We start from the raw sequence: 20442 nt of genomic DNA on the forward strand, positions 1-20442 counted from the left end.
TCAGCATCGCGCATGCGACAGCCTGAGAAAAGACTTGGAATATTGCCATCCGAGCGGATTTTTCGCGATCATTCTTTGCGAATATCGGATATAGAATCAAATCTATCGACTAAATACATATCATAAAATGCCTAAGGGTCGTTGATATCGTTCCCGAGGAGAATCGAATGCGCCGGTCGTTGACGAATGCACTAATCGCTGGAGCAGCGCTCATCGTAGCCGCGCTGTCGCCCGCAGAGGCCAAAGACACGGTCAAGATCGCCTTCATCGGCCCCCTGACCGGCGGCAATGCTGCCGCGGGCGTCGGAGGGCGAAACTCCTCGATGCTGGCCGTGCAGCTCAGAAATGCTGATCCCAAGGCGAAATTTGCCTATGAGCTTGTCCCCTTCGACGACGAGTGCAAGCCGAATATCGGAGTCCAAGTGGCGACGAAAGCCGCTGCGGATCGCGCCATTGTAGCCGGCGTCACGCACTACTGTTCGGCCGTCGGCATCGCGACGGTGGACACCTATGCGCGCTTCAAGCTCCCTGTGGTGGTCTGGGGCGCGATCTTGCCGGACATCACCTACGGCAACGACTACAAGCAGATTCACCGCGTGAACGGGACGATGATCAACGAGGGCAAGCTCGCGGCCCAGTTCCTGACCGCGCGTGGCTTCAAGACGTTTGCCGTGGTCCACGATACGACCGATTATGGCAAGGGCCAGAACAAATACTTCTCGGAATATCTGAAGCCCGCGGGCGGCGAGATCGTCGCAACTTTCCCCGTCAGCCCCGATCAGCAGGACTTCACGGCTGAGTTGACCCGCATCAAGGAGCTCAAGCCCGACATGATCTTCGTCGGAGGTCTGACGCCGCTCGGCGTCCGAGTCCGTTCGCAGATGGAGCGGCTCGGTGTCGATGCCCGCATGGCAGGCGTCTCCGGCATCATGACGGCGGGATTCCTCGAAGGTGCGGGGGCCGCCGCGGAAGGGACGATCTCCTTCCACAACGGCGCTCCTCTCTCGAAATACGCGGACGGACAGGCCTTCGCCGACGCGTATGCCAGGGCCGGTTTCCGCGAGGATCCGGATGCCTACGGTCCCTTCGCATACAGCGCCGCGAACCTGATCATGGACGCCGTCGAGAAGGTCGGTCCGGATCGTGCGAAGATCACCGCGGAACTGAACGCTACGAAGGGCCGACCGTCCCTGATCGGCGAGATCAATTTCGACGATCATCGCCAGAACATCGTGACCGCGAACGTCTATGTCGCGCAGGGCGGGAAATGGGTCTTCTGGCCCGACAGCGAGTACGCGGCCGGCAAACGCACCATCGCGGGGCGGTAATTCCGGATCGCAGGTCATCCGCCATCTCAGCGGGCCTTCGGAGCACATGATGGATATCGGCTTCCTGGCCCAGCATCTGTTCAACGGACTGATGCTGGGTGTCATCTACGCGATGATCGCACTCGGCTTCTCGCTGTTCTTCGGCGTGCTGGACGTGATCAAATTCTCGCACGGAGACGTCGTGACGCTCGGCGCCTTCGCCGCGCTCGGTGCGATCGCCTTCGTCGGCTCCGTCGTTCCCCTGCCCGGCCTCGCCCTGGTCCTGGGACTGCTCGCGGCCATCGCGGCCAGCATGGCGGCGGGCATGGTGATCGGCGGCACGCTGGTGCTGCCGCTGCGGAACGCACCTCCGGTCAACGTCCTGCTCATCACCCTGATGGCCGGGACCATCCTGCGGGAAGCCATTCGCCTGGGCGTACCAAACGGCGGCAACCCGAAGCCGTTTCCGGCCCTTCTGCCGGACCGGCGAATCGAGATCGGATCCTTCAGCGTCGGGATCGACAGCGTGACGATCCTGCTGGCCGGCTTGGCCGTCGTCGTCGCGACGCACCACCTCGTCACTCGCACGCGCCTCGGGCTCGCGATCCGCGCCGTCGCTCAGGATCCCGAAGTGGCCTGCCTCTCGGGCATCGATTTTCGCCGCACAGTCCTCGGGACCTTCGCCCTGGGTTCGGCGCTCGCGGCCGTGGCGGGTTGCATGCTCGGCCTCTACTACCGCGAGATCAACTTCAGCATGGGCCTCGTTCTCGGGGTCATCGGCTTCGCCGCCGCCGTCGTCGGCGGCCTGGGCAGTCTGCTGGGCCCGATCCTCGGCGGCTTCCTGTTCGCCGGGGTGCAGACCCTCGTGACGATCACCGTCCCCTCCGCCAGCGCCTACAAGGACGTCGCCGCCTTCGCCGTCGTGATCGCTCTCATCGGCCTCTTCCCCACCGGCCTCATCTCCGAACGCGCCAGCGAGCGAGTCTGACCATGCCCCTCGCAGACATCCGGATCGCCGGAGCTCCGATGCCCGGAAACGGACTTCCGAAACGTGCCGCCGCGGTTGCGATCCCGGCCTTGGCCTTCGCGGGCCTCGCGTGGCTCCTCGGCGCCGAGCGCGAATGGGAGATCGTGACGATCCTGGTCGGGTTCCTGGCCGTCCTCGTTGTCCTCGACCGCACGCAGCCGGGGCGCGCCGTTGCCGCCGCCTGCCGGGCGGAGCGGAGCGTTGCGAACGCAACGGCCGTGATCGCGACCCTGGTCGTGCTCTGGACTTTCCGCGAAGAGCATTTCGCCCTCCTGATGGTCGCCACGGTCGCGCTCTCCGCCACTGCGTGCGTCGGCCTCAACATCCAGATGGCCTTCGGCGGCATCGCCAACTTCGCTGCGGCGGCCTTCTTCACGCTCGGTGCCTACACAGCCGCGGTCCTCACCGGACATACGGCACTCCCGCACCTGCTGGTCCTCGCCGCAGGCGGAGCCGTGACGAGCGTTCTCGGCCTCGTGCTTCTGCTGCCGGTCCTGCGGACGCGGGGCCACTACGTGGCGCTCGTCACGATCGCCTTCGGTCTCCTTCTGCGCAACCTTCTGGAGGTGAACGACACCTTCGGCGGTCCGCAGGGCATGAAGATCCCAGCTTTCGCACCGTTCGGCTTCGACTTCGGCACGATCACCTCCATCGCCGGCATCGAGGTTTCGTTCTACCTGCCCTACGCTCTGGCTGCGGCCGCCCTCTTCGGCATGGCCTTCCTCGCCGCACGGTGTCTGGAGCTGTCCTGGATCGGCATCGCGATCGATGCGGTGCGGACTGATCCGATCGCCGCATCGACCTTCGGCTTGTCGCCTGCCCGCTGGAAGGCCACCGCCTTCCTGATCGGCAATGCGATGATCGGCGTCGCCGGCGCCCTGTACGGGATGATGAACGGTTTCGTGAACCCGAACGGTGCAGGCTTCGGTGAGTCCCTGACGCTGATCTCGATCGTCGTGCTCGGAGGCCTCGGCAATCTCTGGGGCACGGTGGCGGCCTCGGCCGTGGTTCTGGCCCTGCCCGAGAAGCTCCAGCCGATCCAGGAGTACCGGCTGCTGATCTTCGCCGCCGTCGTCATCGCGATCCTGCGCTTCCGCCCGGGTGGTCTGCTGCCACGTCCGCTCCGCGTCCTCGGCAGCCGGGACGGAGTCGAAGCATGACCGCCCCCCTGCTCGCCTGCTCCGGTCTGACGATGCGCTTCGGCGGCCTGGTCGCCCTGGACGGATTGGACATCGCTGTCGAGCGCGGCACGACGATTGGTCTCGTCGGTCCCAACGGTTCGGGCAAGACGACCTTCTTCAACGTCCTGACCGGGCTCTACCGTCCCTCCGCGGGAGCGGCCGCGTTGGCCGATGAAGACATCTTCGCCAAATCGCCCCAGGCGATCGGGCGGGCCGGCGTGGCGAGGACGTTCCAGCACTGCAGGTTGATGCTCGACCAGAGCGTGTTCGACAACATCGCTCTGGGTGCCCTGCGGCATCGGCATCTCGGCCTCGCGGCCCAGTTCTTCCGCCGCCGTAGGCTGCGTGAGGAGATCGACGCCCTGGTCGATCAGGTTCGGCAGCTCGCAAACCGCTTCAACCCCGCCATTGCCACGGCCCTGTTCGAGCCGGCGGGCAGCTTCACCATGATCGACCGGAGGCGCATCGAGATCTGCCGGGCACTCATCGCGAACCCGCGCCTTCTGCTGCTCGATGAACCCTCGGCAGGCATGACGCCGGAGGAGACGCGGCGGCTGATGGACGATCTGCTCGAATTCCGTCGCGAATCCCCAGACCTCGCCGTGATCCTCGTCGAGCACGAGATGGACGTGATCCGCCGCGTCTCGAACCGCTGCATCGTCCTCAATTTCGGCCGCAAGATCTTCGAAGGCTCTTTCGAGGCCTTGATCGAGGATCGCGACGTCCAGACCGCCTATCTTGGGAGCGGCCATTGAGCACGACACGCAGGGCCGCCACGCGGCAACTCTCGGTCGCCCGGGTGACTTCGGGCTACGACCGGGCCGACGTGCTCAAGGAGGTCTCGATCGAGGTGCGGCCCGGCGAGGTCACCTGCATCCTCGGCGCGAACGGCGCCGGCAAGAGCACCCTCATCCGGACCATCCTCGGGCTGAACCGCGTGCGGGCCGGAGCGATTGCCTTCGGCGGGGCGAGTCTCGCCGGCATGCCGCCCCACAGGATCGTGGCGCTCGGCATCGGCGTCGTCCCGGAAGGCAACCGGGTGCTTCCGCGTATGACGGTCGCGGAGAACCTCCAGGTCGGTGGCCTTCTTGAAGCGCAGCCGCGCAAGGTCGCAGAACGCATGGAGGCAATGTTCGCGATCTTCCCGCGACTCAAGGAGAGGCGAGCTCAGCTGGCAGGCACCTTGTCAGGCGGAGAGCGCTCGATGCTCTCGATCGCGCGCGGGCTGATGACCGATCCCGAACTCGTCGTATTCGACGAGCCATCGCTCGGCCTGTCGCCGCTGTTCGTGTCGGAGGTCTTCGCGATCGTGCGTCACCTGAAGGCGATGGACCTGACGATCCTTCTTGTCGAGCAGAATGTGCGGCAGACACTGGACGTCGCCGATCATGGCTACGTGCTCTCCCAGGGGCGCGTCGTTGCCGCAGGCGAGACGCGAATGCTCCGGGAGGATCCGGAGTTGCACAAGGCCTATTTCGGCGTCCACTAAGGAAAAGCGGAGGCTCCGGGGTGAGCGCGGTCTGGCTCTGTGCTCCACCTGGCCTCGGTAAGGCGGAGGACTCCGTCGGGCTGCATCCGTCCGGGCTGATAGGTCGCGACGTGGACCTCGCGCGCGTCCTCGGCGGCCATGAGATCGTCGTCACCGCCCAAGTGCCGATCCCATCGGCCGTGCTGCGGGGGTGTCCCTGGGTGCGCGGCATCGTCATCGTCGGATCCACTTCCGACACGCTCGTCGACCGGGAGGTGATCGGGGTGGCAGGCCTTCTGTCCGCATGGATCCGGATGGACGCGGATCATCTCCGAAGCGAAGCCCTCGTCAGAGAAGAGATCGCGGGCATGGAGCGCCGGCTGCGGGCCCTCGATGCCCTGGCGGAGGGCTGGGAAGGGACCTGAAGCCCAGGTCCCGCTGGCGTTCAGGCGAGCCGCTCCGCCTCGAACCAGGGCAGAAGGCCGGTTCCCGGATCGCAATTCACATATTCGAAGCGCTGACCCTCCTCCGGGAGGACGAAGACCTCGTGCCATGTCCGGAGCTGGTTCCGTGGGCCGTAGTGGCGGTAGCGCTGGATGGCCGCGCGGAAGATCGCCGCGTGCGTGGCGTGATCCTCGGCCCAGCGCTCCATGTGGCGCAGCGACAGGAAGTAGGCGTGGGCGTGGGCCTCCGGCTTTCGCACGCCGTCCGTGTCCGTCGTGTCTTGCCAGCGCATGCAGGCGCAACCGGTGGGAAGCGGATTGCCCGCGAGGTAGTCCATGCCGGCTCCGAGCGGGCCGCGCAGCTTGGCGTCGTAATCCGCACGCTGCTCGTCGTCCATGCGCCCCCAGGTGTTGGCCGAACGGATCAGTGCCAGGTTTTGCGGCGGCCGGACCGACCAGTGTTCCCCGAAGCCGTTCCGCGCCGGCTGCGGCGCGAGGCCAGCGTCCTCCGGCGTGTCGAGCGGATCGATCGCGGCCGCGGGCAGCCGGTCGCGCATGGCGCCGTAATAGCCGCAATAGGGGGTCGGAAAGATCGCGATGTCCGGGCTTGACATCAGGCCGGCGGGATAGTCCTTCCAGTAGATGCTCTCCTGCCGGTCGCGCGGAACCCACAGGACTTCCCGCCAAGCGCCGTACGGTCCGGCCAGCCGCTCCGGCTCGTGCCACCAACGCTCCACCTCGGCATCCGCGGCCCAGGCCTCGAAGCGGGCCGATGAGACCCAATAGGCGCAGACGACGTGCTCCACGCGCCCGCTGGCGAGACGGGAGCGGGCGTGGTCGAAGCAGGTCGGACCATCGGCATGAGCCGTGAGCCGGTCCCCGATCCAACCCCGCATCGGATGATGGTCGAGTTCGGCGTCCGACGACGCCTGGGCTCCGAAGAAGGCGATATGCATCCCTGCCTCGCCTTCCGGGAGCAGGAACGACCAACGTTGGACCGCAGGTACGAAACCCGGCGGCTTGCGCAGCGGTGCAAGCCGCTCACGAGGACCGAAGGCTTCGGTTGGCGCGGCATCCAACACGCGCCCGCCTCTGTACAATTCTTCGGCAACCTCAGGCCCGGCGTCCATCAGGATATCCGCGATATTTTGATCTGAGCCGAAGGATGCCAGGATCCGACCGCAGGCTCACGACCGAAATGGTGCAACCGTGCGTGCAAAAATGCCAACTCGACGGTTCCACGGGACTGCTAAACCTGCGCTCGGTCAGCGGGCCGGCTATCCCGAGCATGGTACATGCCATGCTTCAGTCCGCTTCGCGCCATAAGCGGTCCTTGGCCTTTGGTCAGGAAGCGGGCCTTCAGATTTGCGCTCATCGCCGTTATTCAGCCCGTTCCGGCCAAGGCTCCGAAGCGAAAGTAGCAACCGTCGAGGTAGCAGCTAAGGAGTCAGGCCGAACGGTGCCCACGCCAGCCGCGCGTAGACGTGTGAAAGCTAGTTGAGCGAGCCTGCGTATGATGTCAATACGCTGACATCTGCGCCAAATTGCTGATATATTAAATGTATATGTATCATAAATCAAATCTCAGAATCATATTTTAAATACTCATAAATAGCATTCGATCGTCTGACCCTGCGAAGATAGGCTGTCTCGATGGGATACAATAAGATATCCCTCCGCCTTCGAGCAGACAGATCGTTTATATCTGCGAATAAGAGCCTCTCACAAAACTCCCGGTGGCCGGGAGATCTCCCTCTGGGCACGACAGCGCAGCGGGAATTTTGTGAGAGGCTCTGAGACTTCACGGCGCCGATGAAAGGCCGAGCAATTGCCCGACCGCGACCTGTAGCGTCCCGCCGAAGAAGAAGCCATCGCGTGCCACCCGCGTGCTGCGCGGGTTGTAGAAATTATTGGCGTTCTGGAAATACTGGATCGTAGGTTCGATCGCGATGTACTGGGCAATCTGAATGTGGGCATTCAGCTCGTAAGCGAAGCTGTTCCTCGACTTGAAGTAGCCCGCGCCGCCTGCGGCGATGTTGGACATCTGTAAGAAGGATTGTTCGGAGTTGGAGAGCTGCGTCCAGTGAAATTTCACGCCAATGCTGTCATAGGGACGGCTCTGGAGTGGCGACTGGAGGGTGAAGCCGCCATAGGCCTCAGCCGTCACCGGGACGATGCCGTAGGGCGCCGCGGAGACGCTGGCGAAGGCGACCAAGGACGTCGGATGGAGGTTCCCGGCTTCGGTACCCCCGTCGGCCCGCCACACTACGCTCTGCGCGTTGAAGATGAAGCCGGCGCTACCGTCCTGCGTGCGCGCGGGATCGGTCGGATTGAACACGATGGAGCGACCGCGCGCCGAGAAGGCCGGGTCGGTCCGCTGCGAGGAATTGTAGAAGCCGAGCAGCTCGAAACGGTTCGGATAGAGCGTCGTCGTGAAATCGGTCTTGTAGCCGATCTCGGCCAGCGCGAGGGCACCGGTGGAAGTCCGGGTATCCCAGTCGAACCCGTACTGGAAGACGGCGCGGGGATTGTCCTCGTAGGCGCCCGCCTGGACATACCAGGCGGGGGTGATGTTGTACGAGACGCGGGCCATCCACGAGGCCAGCGTCGGGACCTTCACGCCCGCCGATTGATACCAGACGTTGTTCCAGTTGCTGACGAAGTTGCCCTGGATCGGGAGGTTGAAGGCGCGGTTCGGATTGCTGCGGCCCACCTCGACGGTCATCGCGCCGTCCAGGAGCTTCTGCTCGTAGCTGAGGACGGAGAACTGGCTGGCGGTCGCGGGGAAGACGGGCTCGAAGCCCGCGGTCAGGTCGCCATAGGCCGGCGCGAAGTTGTTGATGTGGGTCCGCAGGGTGTGGACCGTCTCCAGGACATGGAAGGTGCCGCCGTTGATGCCGGCGATCCGGCCCATGTCGAAATCGGCGCCGGCGATCAAGAGGCCCGTATTGGCGCTGATGCCTTTGATCACGCCCATGTCGAAATTGTTGTAGTACGCGTCGATGAACAGCAGATGCAGGTTGATGCCGGCGGCCTCCGCCGCGGCGCCGATGGGCGCGAGCGGCCCGACGGGAAGGGGGCGGACCGGGCCCGGCTGCGTGACGGCAGGCTGGATCTGCGGATTGATGTTGCGGATGATCCGTCCGGGCGGTCCCTTCGGCCGCCGCAGGGCCGTGTGCCGGTCGTCGCCGCGCCGCATCGGGCGCGCGCTCCGCGCGTCGAGCAGCCGCTCCGCCGTGGCCTCCGGCTGCAGCGCCGCTTGCCGGGCCGCAGCGTCCTGGGCCGCCGCCTGCGACGCGAATCCGAGGACACTGGTGCCAGCCAGAAGATTTAGGACAATAAGCCTAATATTTGAGCGCACGAAAGCAAGCATGGTCAAACCCCGGTTGTGAGTGTCAGTCGGGCTGGCGGCCGTTGGTCCGGCTTATGGGTGCCAGGCGTCGAGCAGGGCGGCGCCGTCCGTGACGAGGCCGACATGCATGGCGATGATCCGCATCGCGGCATCTTCGAGATGCGGATTGGTGCCGGCCACGAGGTCGCGCGGGACGACCACCCGGTAGCCGAGGTTCGAGGCGTCGAAGGCGGTGTTGAGCACGCAGCAATCGGCGAGGCACCCGTCGAGGACGAGGGTGCCGACACCCATGTTGCGCAGCAGGAAGTCGAGGTCGGTCGGGTAGAAGGCCGACAGGCGCTTCTTGCCGGACACGATGAGGTCGCGCGCGTCGACCTCGGTGACGAACTCGGTCCAGCGCGTTCCCTCGATGGCGTGGGCGTCGGCATTGCCGATGGCGCCGACATGCAGCGGGAAGACGAGGCGCCAGGCCGACTTGCGCCCGGCCACGTCGTCGACCCCGCCCGCCCGCAGGGTGCTGCGGACGTGGATCACCGGGACACCGAGGTCGCGGGCCTTCGCGTGGAAGGCATCGACCGGGGCGACGACGTCCCGGGCCCGGGGCGCTGGACAGGGGCAGAGCGGATCGTCCTCGAGATGACCGCGATGGAGGTCGATGGAGACGATGGCGGTGCGGCTCCGGTCGAAGAACTCGGAGAATTCCGGGCCGAGCTCCCGCAGCTCGCCGTCGATGTAGCTCTTCATGGCGCGGGCTCCTTATCTGCGCTCGCGGTCGTAGGCGACGCCGAGGAGGGTGGGGGTTCCGGCTCCTTGCGCCGGCCGGCGGCTCTGAAGACCGAGGACGACAAGGGTCGCCACGTAGGGCAGCATGTTGAGGAAGTGCGGGTCGATCCAGCTCGCGCCGCCGACCTGCGCCCGGAAGCGGTAGGCGTCGATCAGGCCGAACAGGATGGCCCCGGCCACGATCCAGAGAGGCCGCCAGCGGGCGAAGATCACCAGGGCGAGGGCGATCCAGCCGCGCCCCGCCGTCATGTTCTCGATCCAGGAGGGGGTGAGGACGACGGAGATGAAGGCCCCGCCGAGCCCGATGAGGCCGGAGCCCAGGACCACGTACAGGCCGCGCAGCGGCACCACGGGCAGGCCGAGGGCATCGAGCGCCGCCGGGTTCTCGCCGAGCGTGCGCAGGAGCAGTCCGGGCCGGGTATGCCGAAGGAACAGGGCGGCGATCACCGCACAGGCCAGGGCCGCGGCGACGTAGACGCCGCTCGCCGCCGCCGAGGCGGCCCCGGCCTCACCGAGAGTCAGCCCCACATAGGATTGCCCTAGGAAGGCGGAGAGGCCCGATCCGAGGATCGTCATGGCGAGTCCCGTGACCACCTGGTTGAGGCGCAAGCCGACCACCAGGGCCGCGAAGAGGCCGCCGAAGGCCGCCGCCGCCAGGACGGCGCAGCCCATGCCGGCGAGGCCCGAGCCCGTCCCGTGGGCCACCATGAAGGCGGCCACGGCGCCGACCAGCATCGTGCCCTCGATCCCGAGGTTCAGGACACCCGCCCGCTCGATGAGTAGCTCCCCAAGCGCCGCGTAGAGGATCGGCGTCGCCGAAACGAGAGCGGCCCCGAGCAGGAGGAGGCTTGGATCGCTCGCGCTCATGCGGTGGTGCTCCGGACGATGCGGATGCGGTAGCGGGCCAGCGAGCCGGCTCCGAGGATGCAGATGAGGATGGTCGCCTGGAGGACGGTGCTGATCGCGCCGGGGATGTGGGCAATCTGCAGGCTAAAGCCGCCGTTCAGGAGGCCGGCATAGAGGATCGAGACCAGAAGGATCGGCAGGGGCCGCCCCCCGGCCAGCCACGCGACCAGCACGCCCATGAAGCCGTAACCGGGGGACAGCCCGGTCTGGAGCCGGCCGGTGGTCGCCGAGATCTCGATCGCCCCGGCCAGGCCCGCCAGCGCTCCCGACGCGCACAGCCCCGAGATCACGATCCAGGCGGCGTTGATGCCACTGTAGCGCGCGGCCTCGGGGGCATCGCCCGCGACCCGCAGCTCGTAGCCCCAGCGCGTGCCGGAATCGACAACCGCGAGCAGGGCGACCGCCGCGAGGAGGACGGGAAAGCCGCCCTGGATCGCGCCGAAGACGGGACCGAGCTGCCCGGCATCCAGGATCGGCGGCGAGTAGGGGAACGAGAAGGTCAGCGGGTCCGCCCAGGGGCCGCGCACCAGGTAGTTGATCCAGAGCAGGCAGATGTAGTTCAGCATGAGCGTCGTCAGGATCTCGCTCATGCCGAGCACCGCCCGCGGGATGGCTGCCAGCGCCGCCCAGGCCGCCCCGCCGAGCAGGCCGGCGCCGAGCACCAGCGCCACGGCCAGGGGGTGGGCGGTGTCCTCGGGGAGGCAGAGGCCGATGCCGGTGGCCGCGAAGGCCCCGAAGAAGAACTGCCCCTCGGCGCCGATATTGATGAGGTTCGCCCGCGACGCGAGGGCGATCCCAACCGCGCAGAGGCCGATCGGCACGGCCTTGCTCAGGGTCGATTGCACGGCCGGCCAGGAGCCGAAGGCGCCGCGGACCAGGGCATCGAGCACGGAGGCCGGAGGATGATCGGAGAGGGCGAGGAGGCCCGCCGACAGGGCGAGCGCGAGGCCGCCACCCACCGCCGCACGTAGGGCGTAGGCGGCTAGGGTCGGATCCGTCAGTCGCGGTTCGAGGCGCACACGCATCAGGAAGCCTCCGCTGCCGTCATGAAGCGCCCGATCTCGTTGAGGCTGGTCTGGGCGGTCGCTCGGTCGAGGACGATGCGGCCGCCGCTCATCACCAGAATGCGCGTGGCGATCGCCAGACATTCTTCCAGTTCCTCGCTCGCCATCAGCACGGCGGCGCCGGCCGCCGCCCGCGCGATCAGGGCGTTGCGGATCTGGGCCGCTGCGGCGATGTCGAGGCCGCGGGTGGGGTAGCTCGCCACGATCAGGTCGGGGTCGCCGACCAGCTCCCGCCCGAGGACGATGCGCTGGAGATTGCCGCCGGACAGGCGCCGGATCGCCGAATCCGGGTCGGCGACGACGCCGAACGTATCCTGGACCCTGCCGCAATGGCGACGGACCTCCCGGCGCCGCAGCCAGACGGAGAAGGGCTTGCGCCGGTGCACGCCGAGGAGGGCGTTGTCCTCGATGCTGAGGCCGGGCGCCAGCGCGACACCGAGGTGCTGTGCCGGGATGAAGGCGAAGCCGCGGCCCTTCCGACTCCCGGACGCGACGATGCGACCTGCGGACGGGGGCTTCTGCCCGCCGATCGCGTCGAGAAGCTCGGCCTGCCCATTGCCGGCGACCCCGACTACGGCGACGAGCTCGCCGCCGCGGACCTTGAAGCTGACGTCGTGGACGCTGTCCCGCCCGGAATGGCCGGTGACGCGCAAGTTCTCGACGACGAGTCTCTCCGGTCCCGGTGCCGAGGCCGGGCGGGCGGCGAGAGAGACGCTGCGCGTGCCCACGATCAGCCCCGCGATCTCCTCGGAGCTGCGGCCGGCCGCGCTGCCCTCGAACACCACGCGGCCGCCCCGCATCACGACGAGCCGGCTGGCCACCTGCCGGATCTCCGACAGCTTGTGGGAGATCAGGATCACCGAGCGGCCGCGGGCGACGATGCGGCGCACCAGCATGAACAGGCGCTCCGATTCCAGCGGCGAGAGCACCGATGTCGGCTCGTCGAGGATCAGGATGCGGGCGCCCTGTGCAAGAACCCGTAGGATCTCCAACTGCTGCCGCTCGGCGAGGCTCATGCGCCAGACCGGCTTGCCCATGTCGAGATCGAAACCGACCTCGGCCATGAGCCGCCGCACCTCGTCGGAGGGACGCCTGCGCTGCCAGACCCGGCCTCGGTCCACCGCCAAGGAGACGTTCTCGTAGGCGGTGAGCGACGGCACCAGCTTGAACTGCTGGTGTACCATCCCGATCCCCCGGGCGACGGAGGCGGCCGGAGACCCGAGCGCCATCGGGCGCTCGTCGACCTCGACCGTTCCCGCATCCGGCAGGTACAGGCCGCACAGGACGTTCATGGCCGTGGACTTGCCGGCACCGTTCTCGCCGAGCAGCGCCACCACCTCCCCGGGCATGACCGAGAAGGACACGTCGTCGTTGGCGACGAGCTTGCCGAAGCTCTTGGTCACGCCCTGCAGGCGGCACAGCGGCGCGGTGGCTCCGTTCACCTGCAGGGGGATGGGGAAGCCCGCGTTCATTTCTGCGGGACCGCGCCGGAGACGCCCTCGAGGAGCCAGCGCATCTTCTGGATGTCGGGCAGACCGAGGGCCTTGCCTTCGGACAGGACGACATTGCCCTTGTTGTCCTTCAGCGGCGCCTTCCAATAATCGAACGTGCCGCCAGCGATCGCCGTGCGCTTCTCTTCGACCAGCTTGGCCACCTCGGTCGGAACCAGCGGTGACATCTTCGCCAGGCCGACCACGCCGTCGTCGAGGCCGCCGTAATAGTCGCCGGGCCTGAAGGCCTTGTCCTGCACGGACTTGATCAGCCTCTTGTCGAGCTCGCACCAGTTCCAGACCGTTCCCGTCAGAACCTTGTCCCCGCCGATCGCAGACATGTCGGATTCTGAGCCGATGGCGAAGGCGCCCTTCTCGATCGCGCCCTGCAGGGCGGAGGCCGTGTCCTGATGCTGAGCGATCACGTCGTTGCCGGCTTCCACGAGGGCCACGGCGGCTTGCTTTTCCGCCGGAGGGTCGAACCACGACAGGGTCCACACCACGCTGACGGTCGCCTTCGGGTTGACCGAGCGCACGCCGAGCGCGAACGCGTTGATCCCGGCGATCACGGGCGGGATCGGCTGGGCGGCGACGAAGCCGATCTTGTTCGTCTTCGTCATCCGGCCGGCGACGATGCCGTTCAGGTAGCGCCCGTCCCAGAGCTTCCCGTAGACGTTCTGGATGTTGGCACCCGGTGCGATGGTCGGCGCGATGCCGAAGAAGTGCGTGTCGGGGTTCTGCTTGGCGACCTTCTGGGTGAAGGGCTGGTAGCCGAAGGCGGTCGCAAAGATCGCCTTGTAGCCCTGGCCGATCAGATCCTGCTCGATCCGCGCCGTGTCGGGCCCTTCCGGAACCGATTCCACGAAGGTTGTCTTGATGCCCGCCGCCTCCAGGCAGCGGCGCGCCTCGTCATGCCGGGCCGTCCAGCCGGCATCGGCCCGCGGCCCCACATACAGGAAGCCCGCCTTGAGCGGCTCGTCGGCCCCAGCAGGCGAGAGAGAGGCGGCCAGAGTCAGAAGCGCCGCGCCGAAAATTTGAGCCCGCATCAACAACCTCCGTGCCTGCTGATTTTTATGATATTAAAACATGGGCGGGTTTTTTCAAAGAGATTTCATGCACAATAGTACGGCAGAGATGCCTTTGAGTTCGGCAGGTCCGTCTCACTCAACGCCAGGATGTGGTTTTTCGCCAGGGGAGGCAGGCTTTGACGAGGGCCGTATCCGCGCCGGTGCGCAGAGGATCCCCCTGTGAAATATCGCGGATCGATGCCCACTGGCTTGTCATCACATATCGGTGATCTGAAAGCGGGGGCGCACAGCGATGACAAATTGGGCAGAGAGGAACTTTCTTGCCGATCGCTAAGACGGAGGGACCGAGCTGTGCCACTGGACAGGGAATTGGAACCGGCCTATCCCTGACTAGATTTTTAACAGTATCAAAATGAAGCCGGCAGCATTCGACTACCACCGACCGACCGACGTTGTCGCCGCGCTGGCCCTGCTCGACGCGCACGGCGCCGACGGAAAAGTGCTGGCCGGCGGCCAGAGTCTCGTAGCAGCGATGAACTTCCGCCTCGCGCGTCCGGGCGTGCTGATCGACGTCAACCGGATTGCCGAACTGGACTACCTCCGGGTCGAGGGCGGGCATCTGCGCGTCGGCGCGCTGACCCGCCACGCAGCCTTCCACCGGCCAGTGGTCGACGGGCCGCTCGGGACCCTCCTGAGTCGGGTTGTCGAGCACGTGGCGCATTATCCGATCCGCCAGCGCGGGACCTTCGCCGGCAGCCTCGCCCATGCCGATCCCGCCTCCGAATGGTGCCTGACCGCCACGGTGCTCGATGCGGAGATTTCGGTGCGGAGCCTGCGCGGCGCGCGCAGCATCCCGGCCTCCGCCTTCTTCAAGGGGACGTTCACGACGGCCCTGGAGCCGGACGAGCTGATCACCGAGATCCGCCTGCCTCTCCTCGATGCGGGCTGGCGCGGCGGGTTCTCCGAGTTCTCCCGGCGCGCGGGCGATTTCGCTCTGGCGATGGCGCTCGCGGTGCTGCGCGTCGAAAGCGGCGTGATCCGCGCTGCCCGCCTCGGCATCGGCGGCGTCGCCGACAGGGCGATCCGCCTCCACGCCGTCGAGGCGGCGCTGGTGGGCCGGGAGGCGACCGAGTCCATCTTCCGCGCCGCCGGGGCGGAGGCGAGCCGCGCCGTTGAGCCCAGCGCCGACATCCACGCCTCGTCTGAGTACCGGCGCGACCTGATCGCCGCGATGGTCGCGCGGGCCCTGGCGGAGGCGGCCGCGTGAACTGGATCGGCCGTTCGCTTCCCCGCCTTGAGGACCCGACGCTCCTGCGCGGCCACGGCCACTACGTGGCCGATCTCGCCCAGGATGCGGCCCATATCCGCTTCGTGCGCAGCCCCGTGGCCCGCGGGCGCATCCTCGGGATCGAGGCCCCGGAGGGCGTGACCGTCTACACCGCGGCGGATCTCTCCGATGTCGGTCAGATCCGGCCGGTCCTCGAACGGCCGGACTACGTTGCCGTGGGCCAGCCGGTCCTGCCGTCCGACCGTGTCTGCTTCGCCGGGCAGGCTGTGGCCTTCGTGGTCGCGGACGAGGCCGCCGCAGCCGAGGATCTCGCCGAGCAGATCTTCCTCGATATCGAGCCGGAGGAGCCGGTGGTCGACCTCGACGCCGCCCTGCGCCCGGATGCTGTCCCGACCCACCCCGAAGCCCCCGGCAACGTCCTCGTGGAGGGACGGATGCGCACCTCGGGGCTCGACGCGGCCTTCGCGGGCGCGGCGGCCGTCGTGGAACTCGATCTGCGCTCGCGGCGCCAGTCGGCCATGCCCATGGAGACCCGCGGCGGCGTGGCGCGCTACGACCAGCGCGACCGGCGCACGACGCTCCACGCCTCGGTGCAGATGCCGCACATGCTGCGCACGGGGCTCGCCGACCTGCTCGGCTGCCCCGAGGCAGATCTGCGGGTGATCGCCCCCGATGTTGGCGGCGGCTTCGGGCAGAAGATGTCCCTGTTCCCGGAATACGTGGCGCTCGTCTGGCTCGCCCGACACCTGAAGCGCGACGTGGCCTGGATCGAGGATCGCCGGGAGAACTTCCTCGCCTCGGCCCATAGCCGCGACCAGGCCTTCACGGTGCGCGGCGCCTTCGACGCGCAGGGCCGCCTCCTCGGGCTGGAGGCGGATCTGCGCAGCAATGTCGGCGCCTTCTCCTGCTATCCGGTCACCTGCGGCGTCGAGCCGCTGATGGCCTTCGCCGAGCTGCCCGGGCCCTACAAGGTGCTCGAATACGGAGCACGCTCGCGGGGGGTCACCACCAACACCTGCACCATGGCGCCCTATCGCGGGGTCGCCCGCCCCATGCTCACCCTGACCATGGAGCGGCTGATGGAGGACGCCGCCCGGCGCCTCGGGCTTGACCCGATCGAGATCCGCCGCCGCAACCTTATCGACAGCTTCCCGCACCGCTCACCCACCGGGCTCGTCTACGACGCGGGCTCCTACATCGCCGCGATGGAGGCTGCCGTCGCCGCGGTCGACCTGCCCGCCTTCCGGCGCCGTCAGGCGGAAGCGCTGACGCAGGGACGCTATCTTGGCCTCGGCATCTCGGTCTTCAGCGAACGCACCGGCTACGGCACGCCGGCCTACGCCGCCCGCGGCATGGCGATCGTGCCGGGCTACGAGCAGGTGGACTGCGCCCTCGATCCGTCCGGGCACTTGGAGCTCCGCATCGGCGCCTCGCCGCACGGCCAGGGCCTCGCCACCGCCCTGGCACAGCTCGTGGCGGACGAGTTGGGAGTCGTGCCGTCCCAGGTCCGTGTAATCTCGGGCGACACCGACCGAACGCCCTACGGATGGGGCACCTTCGCCAGCCGCTCGATGGTCATCGCCGGGGGCGCCTCGAAGCTCGCCTCGGCCAAGGTCGCGGCCAAGTTGCGCGCCGTCGCCGCCTGCCTGATGGAGGCGACGGAGGCCGAGATCGACCTGGAGGGCGGCCTCGCCCGGGTCAGGGGCACGAACCGCTCGACCCCGATCCGCGAGATCGCCCGGGCCGCCCACCACCGCAGCCACCTCTTCTCAGACCTGGAGGGCGGGCTGCGCCAGACCGCCTTCTACGATCCGTTCGGCACCTTCTCGAATGCCTGCCACGTGGCGGAGGTCGAGGTGGATGTGGATACCGGCGGGGTCCGGATCGAGCGCTTCCTCGTGGTCGAGGATGCCGGGCGCCTGATCAACCCAATGATCGTCGACGGGCAGATCCACGGCGGCGTCGCCCAGGGCATCGCCAACGCGCTGTACGAGGAGATGATCTACGATCCCGACGGCAACCTGCTGACGGCCTCGCTGGCCGACTACCTGCCGCCAACGATCAACGAGATCCCGAAGATCGAGATCATCCACATGGAGACGATCTCCGACGCCACCCTGACCGGGGCGAAGGGCGTCGGGGAAGGCGGGACGATTGGCGCGCCGGCGGCGATCGTCAACGCCATCGTCGACGCGCTCGCGCCCTTCGGCGTCGCGATCAACGAGACCCCCGCCACGCCTGAGCGCATCCGCGCCGCCATCCGCTCCGCCCGGGAGAACCGCCATGAATGACAGGCTCGCGATCACCCTCAACGTTAACGGACAGAGCTACCCCGTCACGGTCGAGCCCCGGAAGTCGCTGGCCGACGCCCTGCGCGAGGATTGCGGACTGACCGGGACGCATCTCGGCTGCGAGCACGGAGTCTGCGGCGCCTGTACCGTCATTGTCGACGGCCGCCCCGTCCGCTCCTGCCTGATGTTCGCCGTCCAGGCGGAGGGCTTGGCCGTCTGCACGGTCGAGGGCCTCGCCGAGGGCGAGGCGCTGCATCCGCTGCAGCGCCATTTCTGGGAACAGCACGGCCTGCAATGCGGCTTCTGCACGCCGGGCTTCCTGATGCTCGCGGCCGGCGCGTTCGAGGCCGACCCGACGATCGACGAGGCGGAGATGATAGACGTCCTGTCGTCCAACCTGTGCCGCTGCACCGGCTACCAGAACATCGCCAAGGCGGTGTCCCTGGCGCTCCAGGACATGCGGGCGGGCGTCTGACCATGCACGGCACCAGCTACAGCATCGGCCGCTCGCCGAAGCGCCTGGAAGACCACCCCCTCCTGACGGGCGCCGGCCGCTTCGCCGCGGACATCGCCTTTCCCGGACAGGTGACGATGCGGGTCGTCCGCTCTCCGATCGCCTTCGGGCGCATCCTCGATATCGATACGCGCGCGGCGCTCGACTGTCCCGGCGTGCTCGCCGTCTGGACCGCGGCGGACCTGACCGAGCTTCCACCGATCGACTTCCGCATGACCCGGGTCGACGGCCTGGAGCCTTACCGTCAGCCCGTGCTCGCCCGCGACTTCGTCCGCTATGTCGGCGAACCCGTCGCGGTGGTGTTCGCCGAGGATGCCTATGCAGCCGAGGACGCCGCCGATCTCGTCTTCTGCGAGATCGACGACCTCGCGCCGCGCCTCGACCCGCTCGACGAGCCGGGGGCGTTCGCGCCGGGGAAAGATGCCGGGCTGCGCACCGAGCCGGCGGTCCTGCGTAAGGGCTACGGCGACGTCGAGGCGGCCTTCGCCGCCGCGCATGCGGTGGTCGAGCTCGATGTCGCCATCGGCCGCCATTCCGGCGTCCCGATGGAGACGCGCGGGGCGGTGGCGATCCTCGACCCCGACACCGACATCCTGACCCTGCACGGCGCCGCCAAGGTCGTGCACTACAACCGCGACGCGATCGCCCGGATGCTCGGCCGTGAGCCGGACTTGCTCCAGCTCAGCGAGAGCCATGTCGGCGGCGGCTTCGGCATCCGCGGCGAGATCTACCCCGAGGACGTGCTGGTCTGCGCCGCCGCCCTACGCCTGCGCCGGCCCGTGCGCTGGATCGAGGACCGGCGCGAGCACCTGATGGCCGCCAACCATTCCCGCGACCAGCGCCACCGGATGCGGGCGGCGGTGGATGCGCGCGGCTTCATCCTCGGCCTCGACGTGTGCTTCTTCACCGACCAGGGCGCCTACATCCGCACCCACGGTGCCACCGTGTCGGACCTCGCCGCCGCCCTGCTGCCGGGCCCCTACATCGTCCCGGCCTACCGGGTGGAGGGGCGTATCCGCCTCACCAACAAGACGCCGTGCGGCACCTACCGGGCGCCCGGCCGCTACGAGACCACCTTTGCCCGCGAGCGCCTGATCGACGCCATTGCCCGGCGCCTCGGCCTCGATCCGGTCGCCGTGCGCCGGGTCAACCTGATCCCCGAGACGTCGATGCCCTTCGACCGGGGCATCGACGCGCTTGGCACGCATGTCGTCTACGATTCGGGCAAGTATCGCGACCTTCTGGACCGTACCCTCGACCATCTCGGCTATCCGGCCCTGAAGGCGGATCTCGCGGCCCGGCGGGCCGGCGGCGAGGCGGTCGGCCTCGGGCTTGCCGTCTTCGTGGAGAAGAGCGGCCTTGGGCCCCGCGACCTCGCGCGGGTGAACCTCGGCCCGGACGGTGCGATCCGCATCGTGACAGGTGCCTGCTCCATCGGCCAGGGCGTCGAGACGGCGATGGCGCAGATCTGCGCCGAGACGCTGCAGGTGCCGATCGCGCGGATGGCGGTGATCCACGGCCAGACCCGCGAGATCCCGATCGGCTTCGGGGCCTTCGCGTCCCGCGTGACGGTGATGACCGGCTCGGCCGTCAAGCTCGCCTCGGAGGATCTGCTCGGGCGAGCCCGGGTGGTGGCGGGACGCCTGCTCCAGGCGGAGCCCGCCCTGCTGACCTACCGCGATGGCGCCTTCCACCATTCGGAGACCGCAGCATCGGTCGATCTCGCTGGCATCGCCGCCCAGTCGGGCGAGGGCCTGACGGGGGAAGGCCTCTTCGAGACCAGCCACATGAACTACCCCTACGGGGTGCACGTGGCCCAGGTCCGCATCGACCGGGAGACCTGCGGCGTCACGGTTGAGCGCTACCTCGTCGCCTACGACATCGGACGGGCCGTCAATCCCATGCTCGTCGAGGGGCAGATCGTCGGCGCAGCCGTGCAGGGGATCGGCGGCGCGCTCCTGGAGGAGTTCGTCTACGACGCGGACGGGCAGCCGCTCGCCACCAGCTTCGCGGATTACCTGATGCCGACCAGCCGCGAGGCGCCGCCGATCGAGGTGCTGCTGCGCGAGGATGCGCCGAGCCCACTCAACCCCCTCGGGGTGAAGGGAGCGGGCGAGGGCGGCCTGACCGCTGCCGGCGCCGCCATCGCCTCAGCAGTGGACGACGCGCTCGGGCATCCCGGTCTAGTCACGCGCCTGCCGATCACCCCGCTCGCCCTCCACGAGGCCCTGACGGCGTCCGCCAAGCGATGAGGCCGTTTCCCGGCATCCGAAGCGGCGCGCGCTCGCCGATTCGCAGTG

At 67.8% G+C, this 20442-nt stretch carries 17 protein-coding genes; 10 read left to right on the forward strand and 7 right to left on the reverse strand.

The features are described 5' to 3' along the window. Positions 1 to 167 precede the first annotated feature (167 nt). The 6 genes from MET9862_RS01800 to MET9862_RS01825 all read left to right on the forward strand — a co-directional run bounded on the left by MET9862_RS01800 (position 168) and on the right by MET9862_RS01825 (position 5408). Positions 168 to 1328 carry a branched-chain amino acid ABC transporter substrate-binding protein gene (locus MET9862_RS01800; protein ID WP_142581401.1) on the forward strand — a complete coding sequence of 387 codons (1161 nt, stop codon included), beginning with the start codon at positions 168 to 170 and terminating at the stop codon, positions 1326 to 1328. 49 nt (positions 1329 to 1377) lie between these two features. Next, positions 1378 to 2295, forward strand: coding sequence for a branched-chain amino acid ABC transporter permease (locus tag MET9862_RS01805; protein WP_185156714.1), 918 nt, complete (start codon positions 1378 to 1380; stop codon positions 2293 to 2295). An 89-nt stretch (positions 2296 to 2384) separates the two neighbouring features. Continuing rightward, a complete protein-coding gene (locus MET9862_RS01810) occupies positions 2385 to 3494 on the forward strand; it encodes a branched-chain amino acid ABC transporter permease (protein WP_244612519.1) in 1110 nt (369 codons plus the stop codon). Then, positions 3491 to 4270 (forward strand): ABC transporter ATP-binding protein, encoded by a 780-nt coding sequence (locus MET9862_RS01815; protein WP_142581403.1) that lies wholly within the window; start codon positions 3491 to 3493, stop codon positions 4268 to 4270. Before MET9862_RS01810 ends, MET9862_RS01815 begins: the two co-directional genes overlap by 4 nt. Before the next feature lie 44 nt (positions 4271 to 4314). Further along, positions 4315 to 5004 carry an ABC transporter ATP-binding protein gene (locus tag MET9862_RS01820; RefSeq protein WP_244612520.1) on the forward strand — a complete coding sequence of 230 codons (690 nt, stop codon included), beginning with the start codon at positions 4315 to 4317 and terminating at the stop codon, positions 5002 to 5004. 20 nt (positions 5005 to 5024) lie between these two features. Then, positions 5025 to 5408, forward strand: coding sequence for a hypothetical protein (locus MET9862_RS01825; RefSeq protein ID WP_142581404.1), 384 nt, complete (start codon positions 5025 to 5027; stop codon positions 5406 to 5408). Positions 5409 to 5428: 20 nt separating this feature from the next. Here the strand turns inward: MET9862_RS01825 and MET9862_RS01830 are convergent, their stop codons facing one another. The 7 genes from MET9862_RS01830 to MET9862_RS01860 all read right to left on the reverse strand — a co-directional run bounded on the left by MET9862_RS01830 (position 5429) and on the right by MET9862_RS01860 (position 14067). Continuing rightward, the gene (locus MET9862_RS01830; RefSeq protein ID WP_244612521.1) at positions 5429 to 6382 is read right to left on the reverse strand and encodes a phenylacetaldoxime dehydratase family protein; all 954 of its coding nucleotides are present in this window, start codon (positions 6380 to 6382) and stop codon (positions 5429 to 5431) included. A gap of 845 nt (positions 6383 to 7227) precedes the next feature. Further along, entirely contained in the window at positions 7228 to 8799 is a 1572-nt protein-coding gene (locus MET9862_RS01835) for a carbohydrate porin (RefSeq protein ID WP_142581406.1), read from the reverse strand. 51 nt (positions 8800 to 8850) lie between these two features. Then, positions 8851 to 9522 carry a cysteine hydrolase family protein gene (locus MET9862_RS01840; RefSeq protein WP_142581407.1) on the reverse strand — a complete coding sequence of 224 codons (672 nt, stop codon included), beginning with the start codon at positions 9520 to 9522 and terminating at the stop codon, positions 8851 to 8853. Positions 9523 to 9534: 12 nt separating this feature from the next. Then, entirely contained in the window at positions 9535 to 10428 is an 894-nt protein-coding gene (locus MET9862_RS01845) for an ABC transporter permease (RefSeq protein WP_142581408.1), read from the reverse strand. After that, positions 10425 to 11492 (reverse strand): ABC transporter permease, encoded by a 1068-nt coding sequence (locus MET9862_RS01850; protein WP_185156716.1) that lies wholly within the window; start codon positions 11490 to 11492, stop codon positions 10425 to 10427. The genes MET9862_RS01845 and MET9862_RS01850 overlap by 4 nt, the downstream gene beginning before the upstream one ends. Then, entirely contained in the window at positions 11492 to 13003 is a 1512-nt protein-coding gene (locus MET9862_RS01855) for an ABC transporter ATP-binding protein (protein ID WP_142581410.1), read from the reverse strand. The genes MET9862_RS01850 and MET9862_RS01855 overlap by 1 nt, the downstream gene beginning before the upstream one ends. Continuing rightward, positions 13000 to 14067, reverse strand: coding sequence for a BMP family ABC transporter substrate-binding protein (locus MET9862_RS01860; protein ID WP_142581411.1), 1068 nt, complete (start codon positions 14065 to 14067; stop codon positions 13000 to 13002). Before MET9862_RS01860 ends, MET9862_RS01855 begins: the two co-directional genes overlap by 4 nt. Before the next feature lie 394 nt (positions 14068 to 14461). On the opposite strand from MET9862_RS01860, the gene MET9862_RS01865 reads away from it, so the two are divergent. The 4 genes from MET9862_RS01865 to MET9862_RS01880 are packed head-to-tail and all read left to right on the forward strand — an operon-like array spanning position 14462 to position 20394. Then, a complete protein-coding gene (locus MET9862_RS01865) occupies positions 14462 to 15316 on the forward strand; it encodes an FAD binding domain-containing protein (protein WP_142581412.1) in 855 nt (284 codons plus the stop codon). Further along, positions 15313 to 17628, forward strand: coding sequence for a xanthine dehydrogenase family protein molybdopterin-binding subunit (locus tag MET9862_RS01870; protein WP_142581413.1), 2316 nt, complete (start codon positions 15313 to 15315; stop codon positions 17626 to 17628). The genes MET9862_RS01865 and MET9862_RS01870 overlap by 4 nt, the downstream gene beginning before the upstream one ends. Continuing rightward, positions 17621 to 18103 (forward strand): (2Fe-2S)-binding protein, encoded by a 483-nt coding sequence (locus MET9862_RS01875; protein ID WP_142581414.1) that lies wholly within the window; start codon positions 17621 to 17623, stop codon positions 18101 to 18103. The genes MET9862_RS01870 and MET9862_RS01875 overlap by 8 nt, the downstream gene beginning before the upstream one ends. A 2-nt stretch (positions 18104 to 18105) precedes the next feature. Then, positions 18106 to 20394 (forward strand): xanthine dehydrogenase family protein molybdopterin-binding subunit, encoded by a 2289-nt coding sequence (locus tag MET9862_RS01880; RefSeq protein WP_142581415.1) that lies wholly within the window; start codon positions 18106 to 18108, stop codon positions 20392 to 20394. Positions 20395 to 20442 lie beyond the last annotated feature (48 nt).

The organism is Methylobacterium symbioticum (assembly GCF_902141845.1).
GTDB lineage: Bacteria > Pseudomonadota > Alphaproteobacteria > Rhizobiales > Beijerinckiaceae > Methylobacterium > Methylobacterium symbioticum.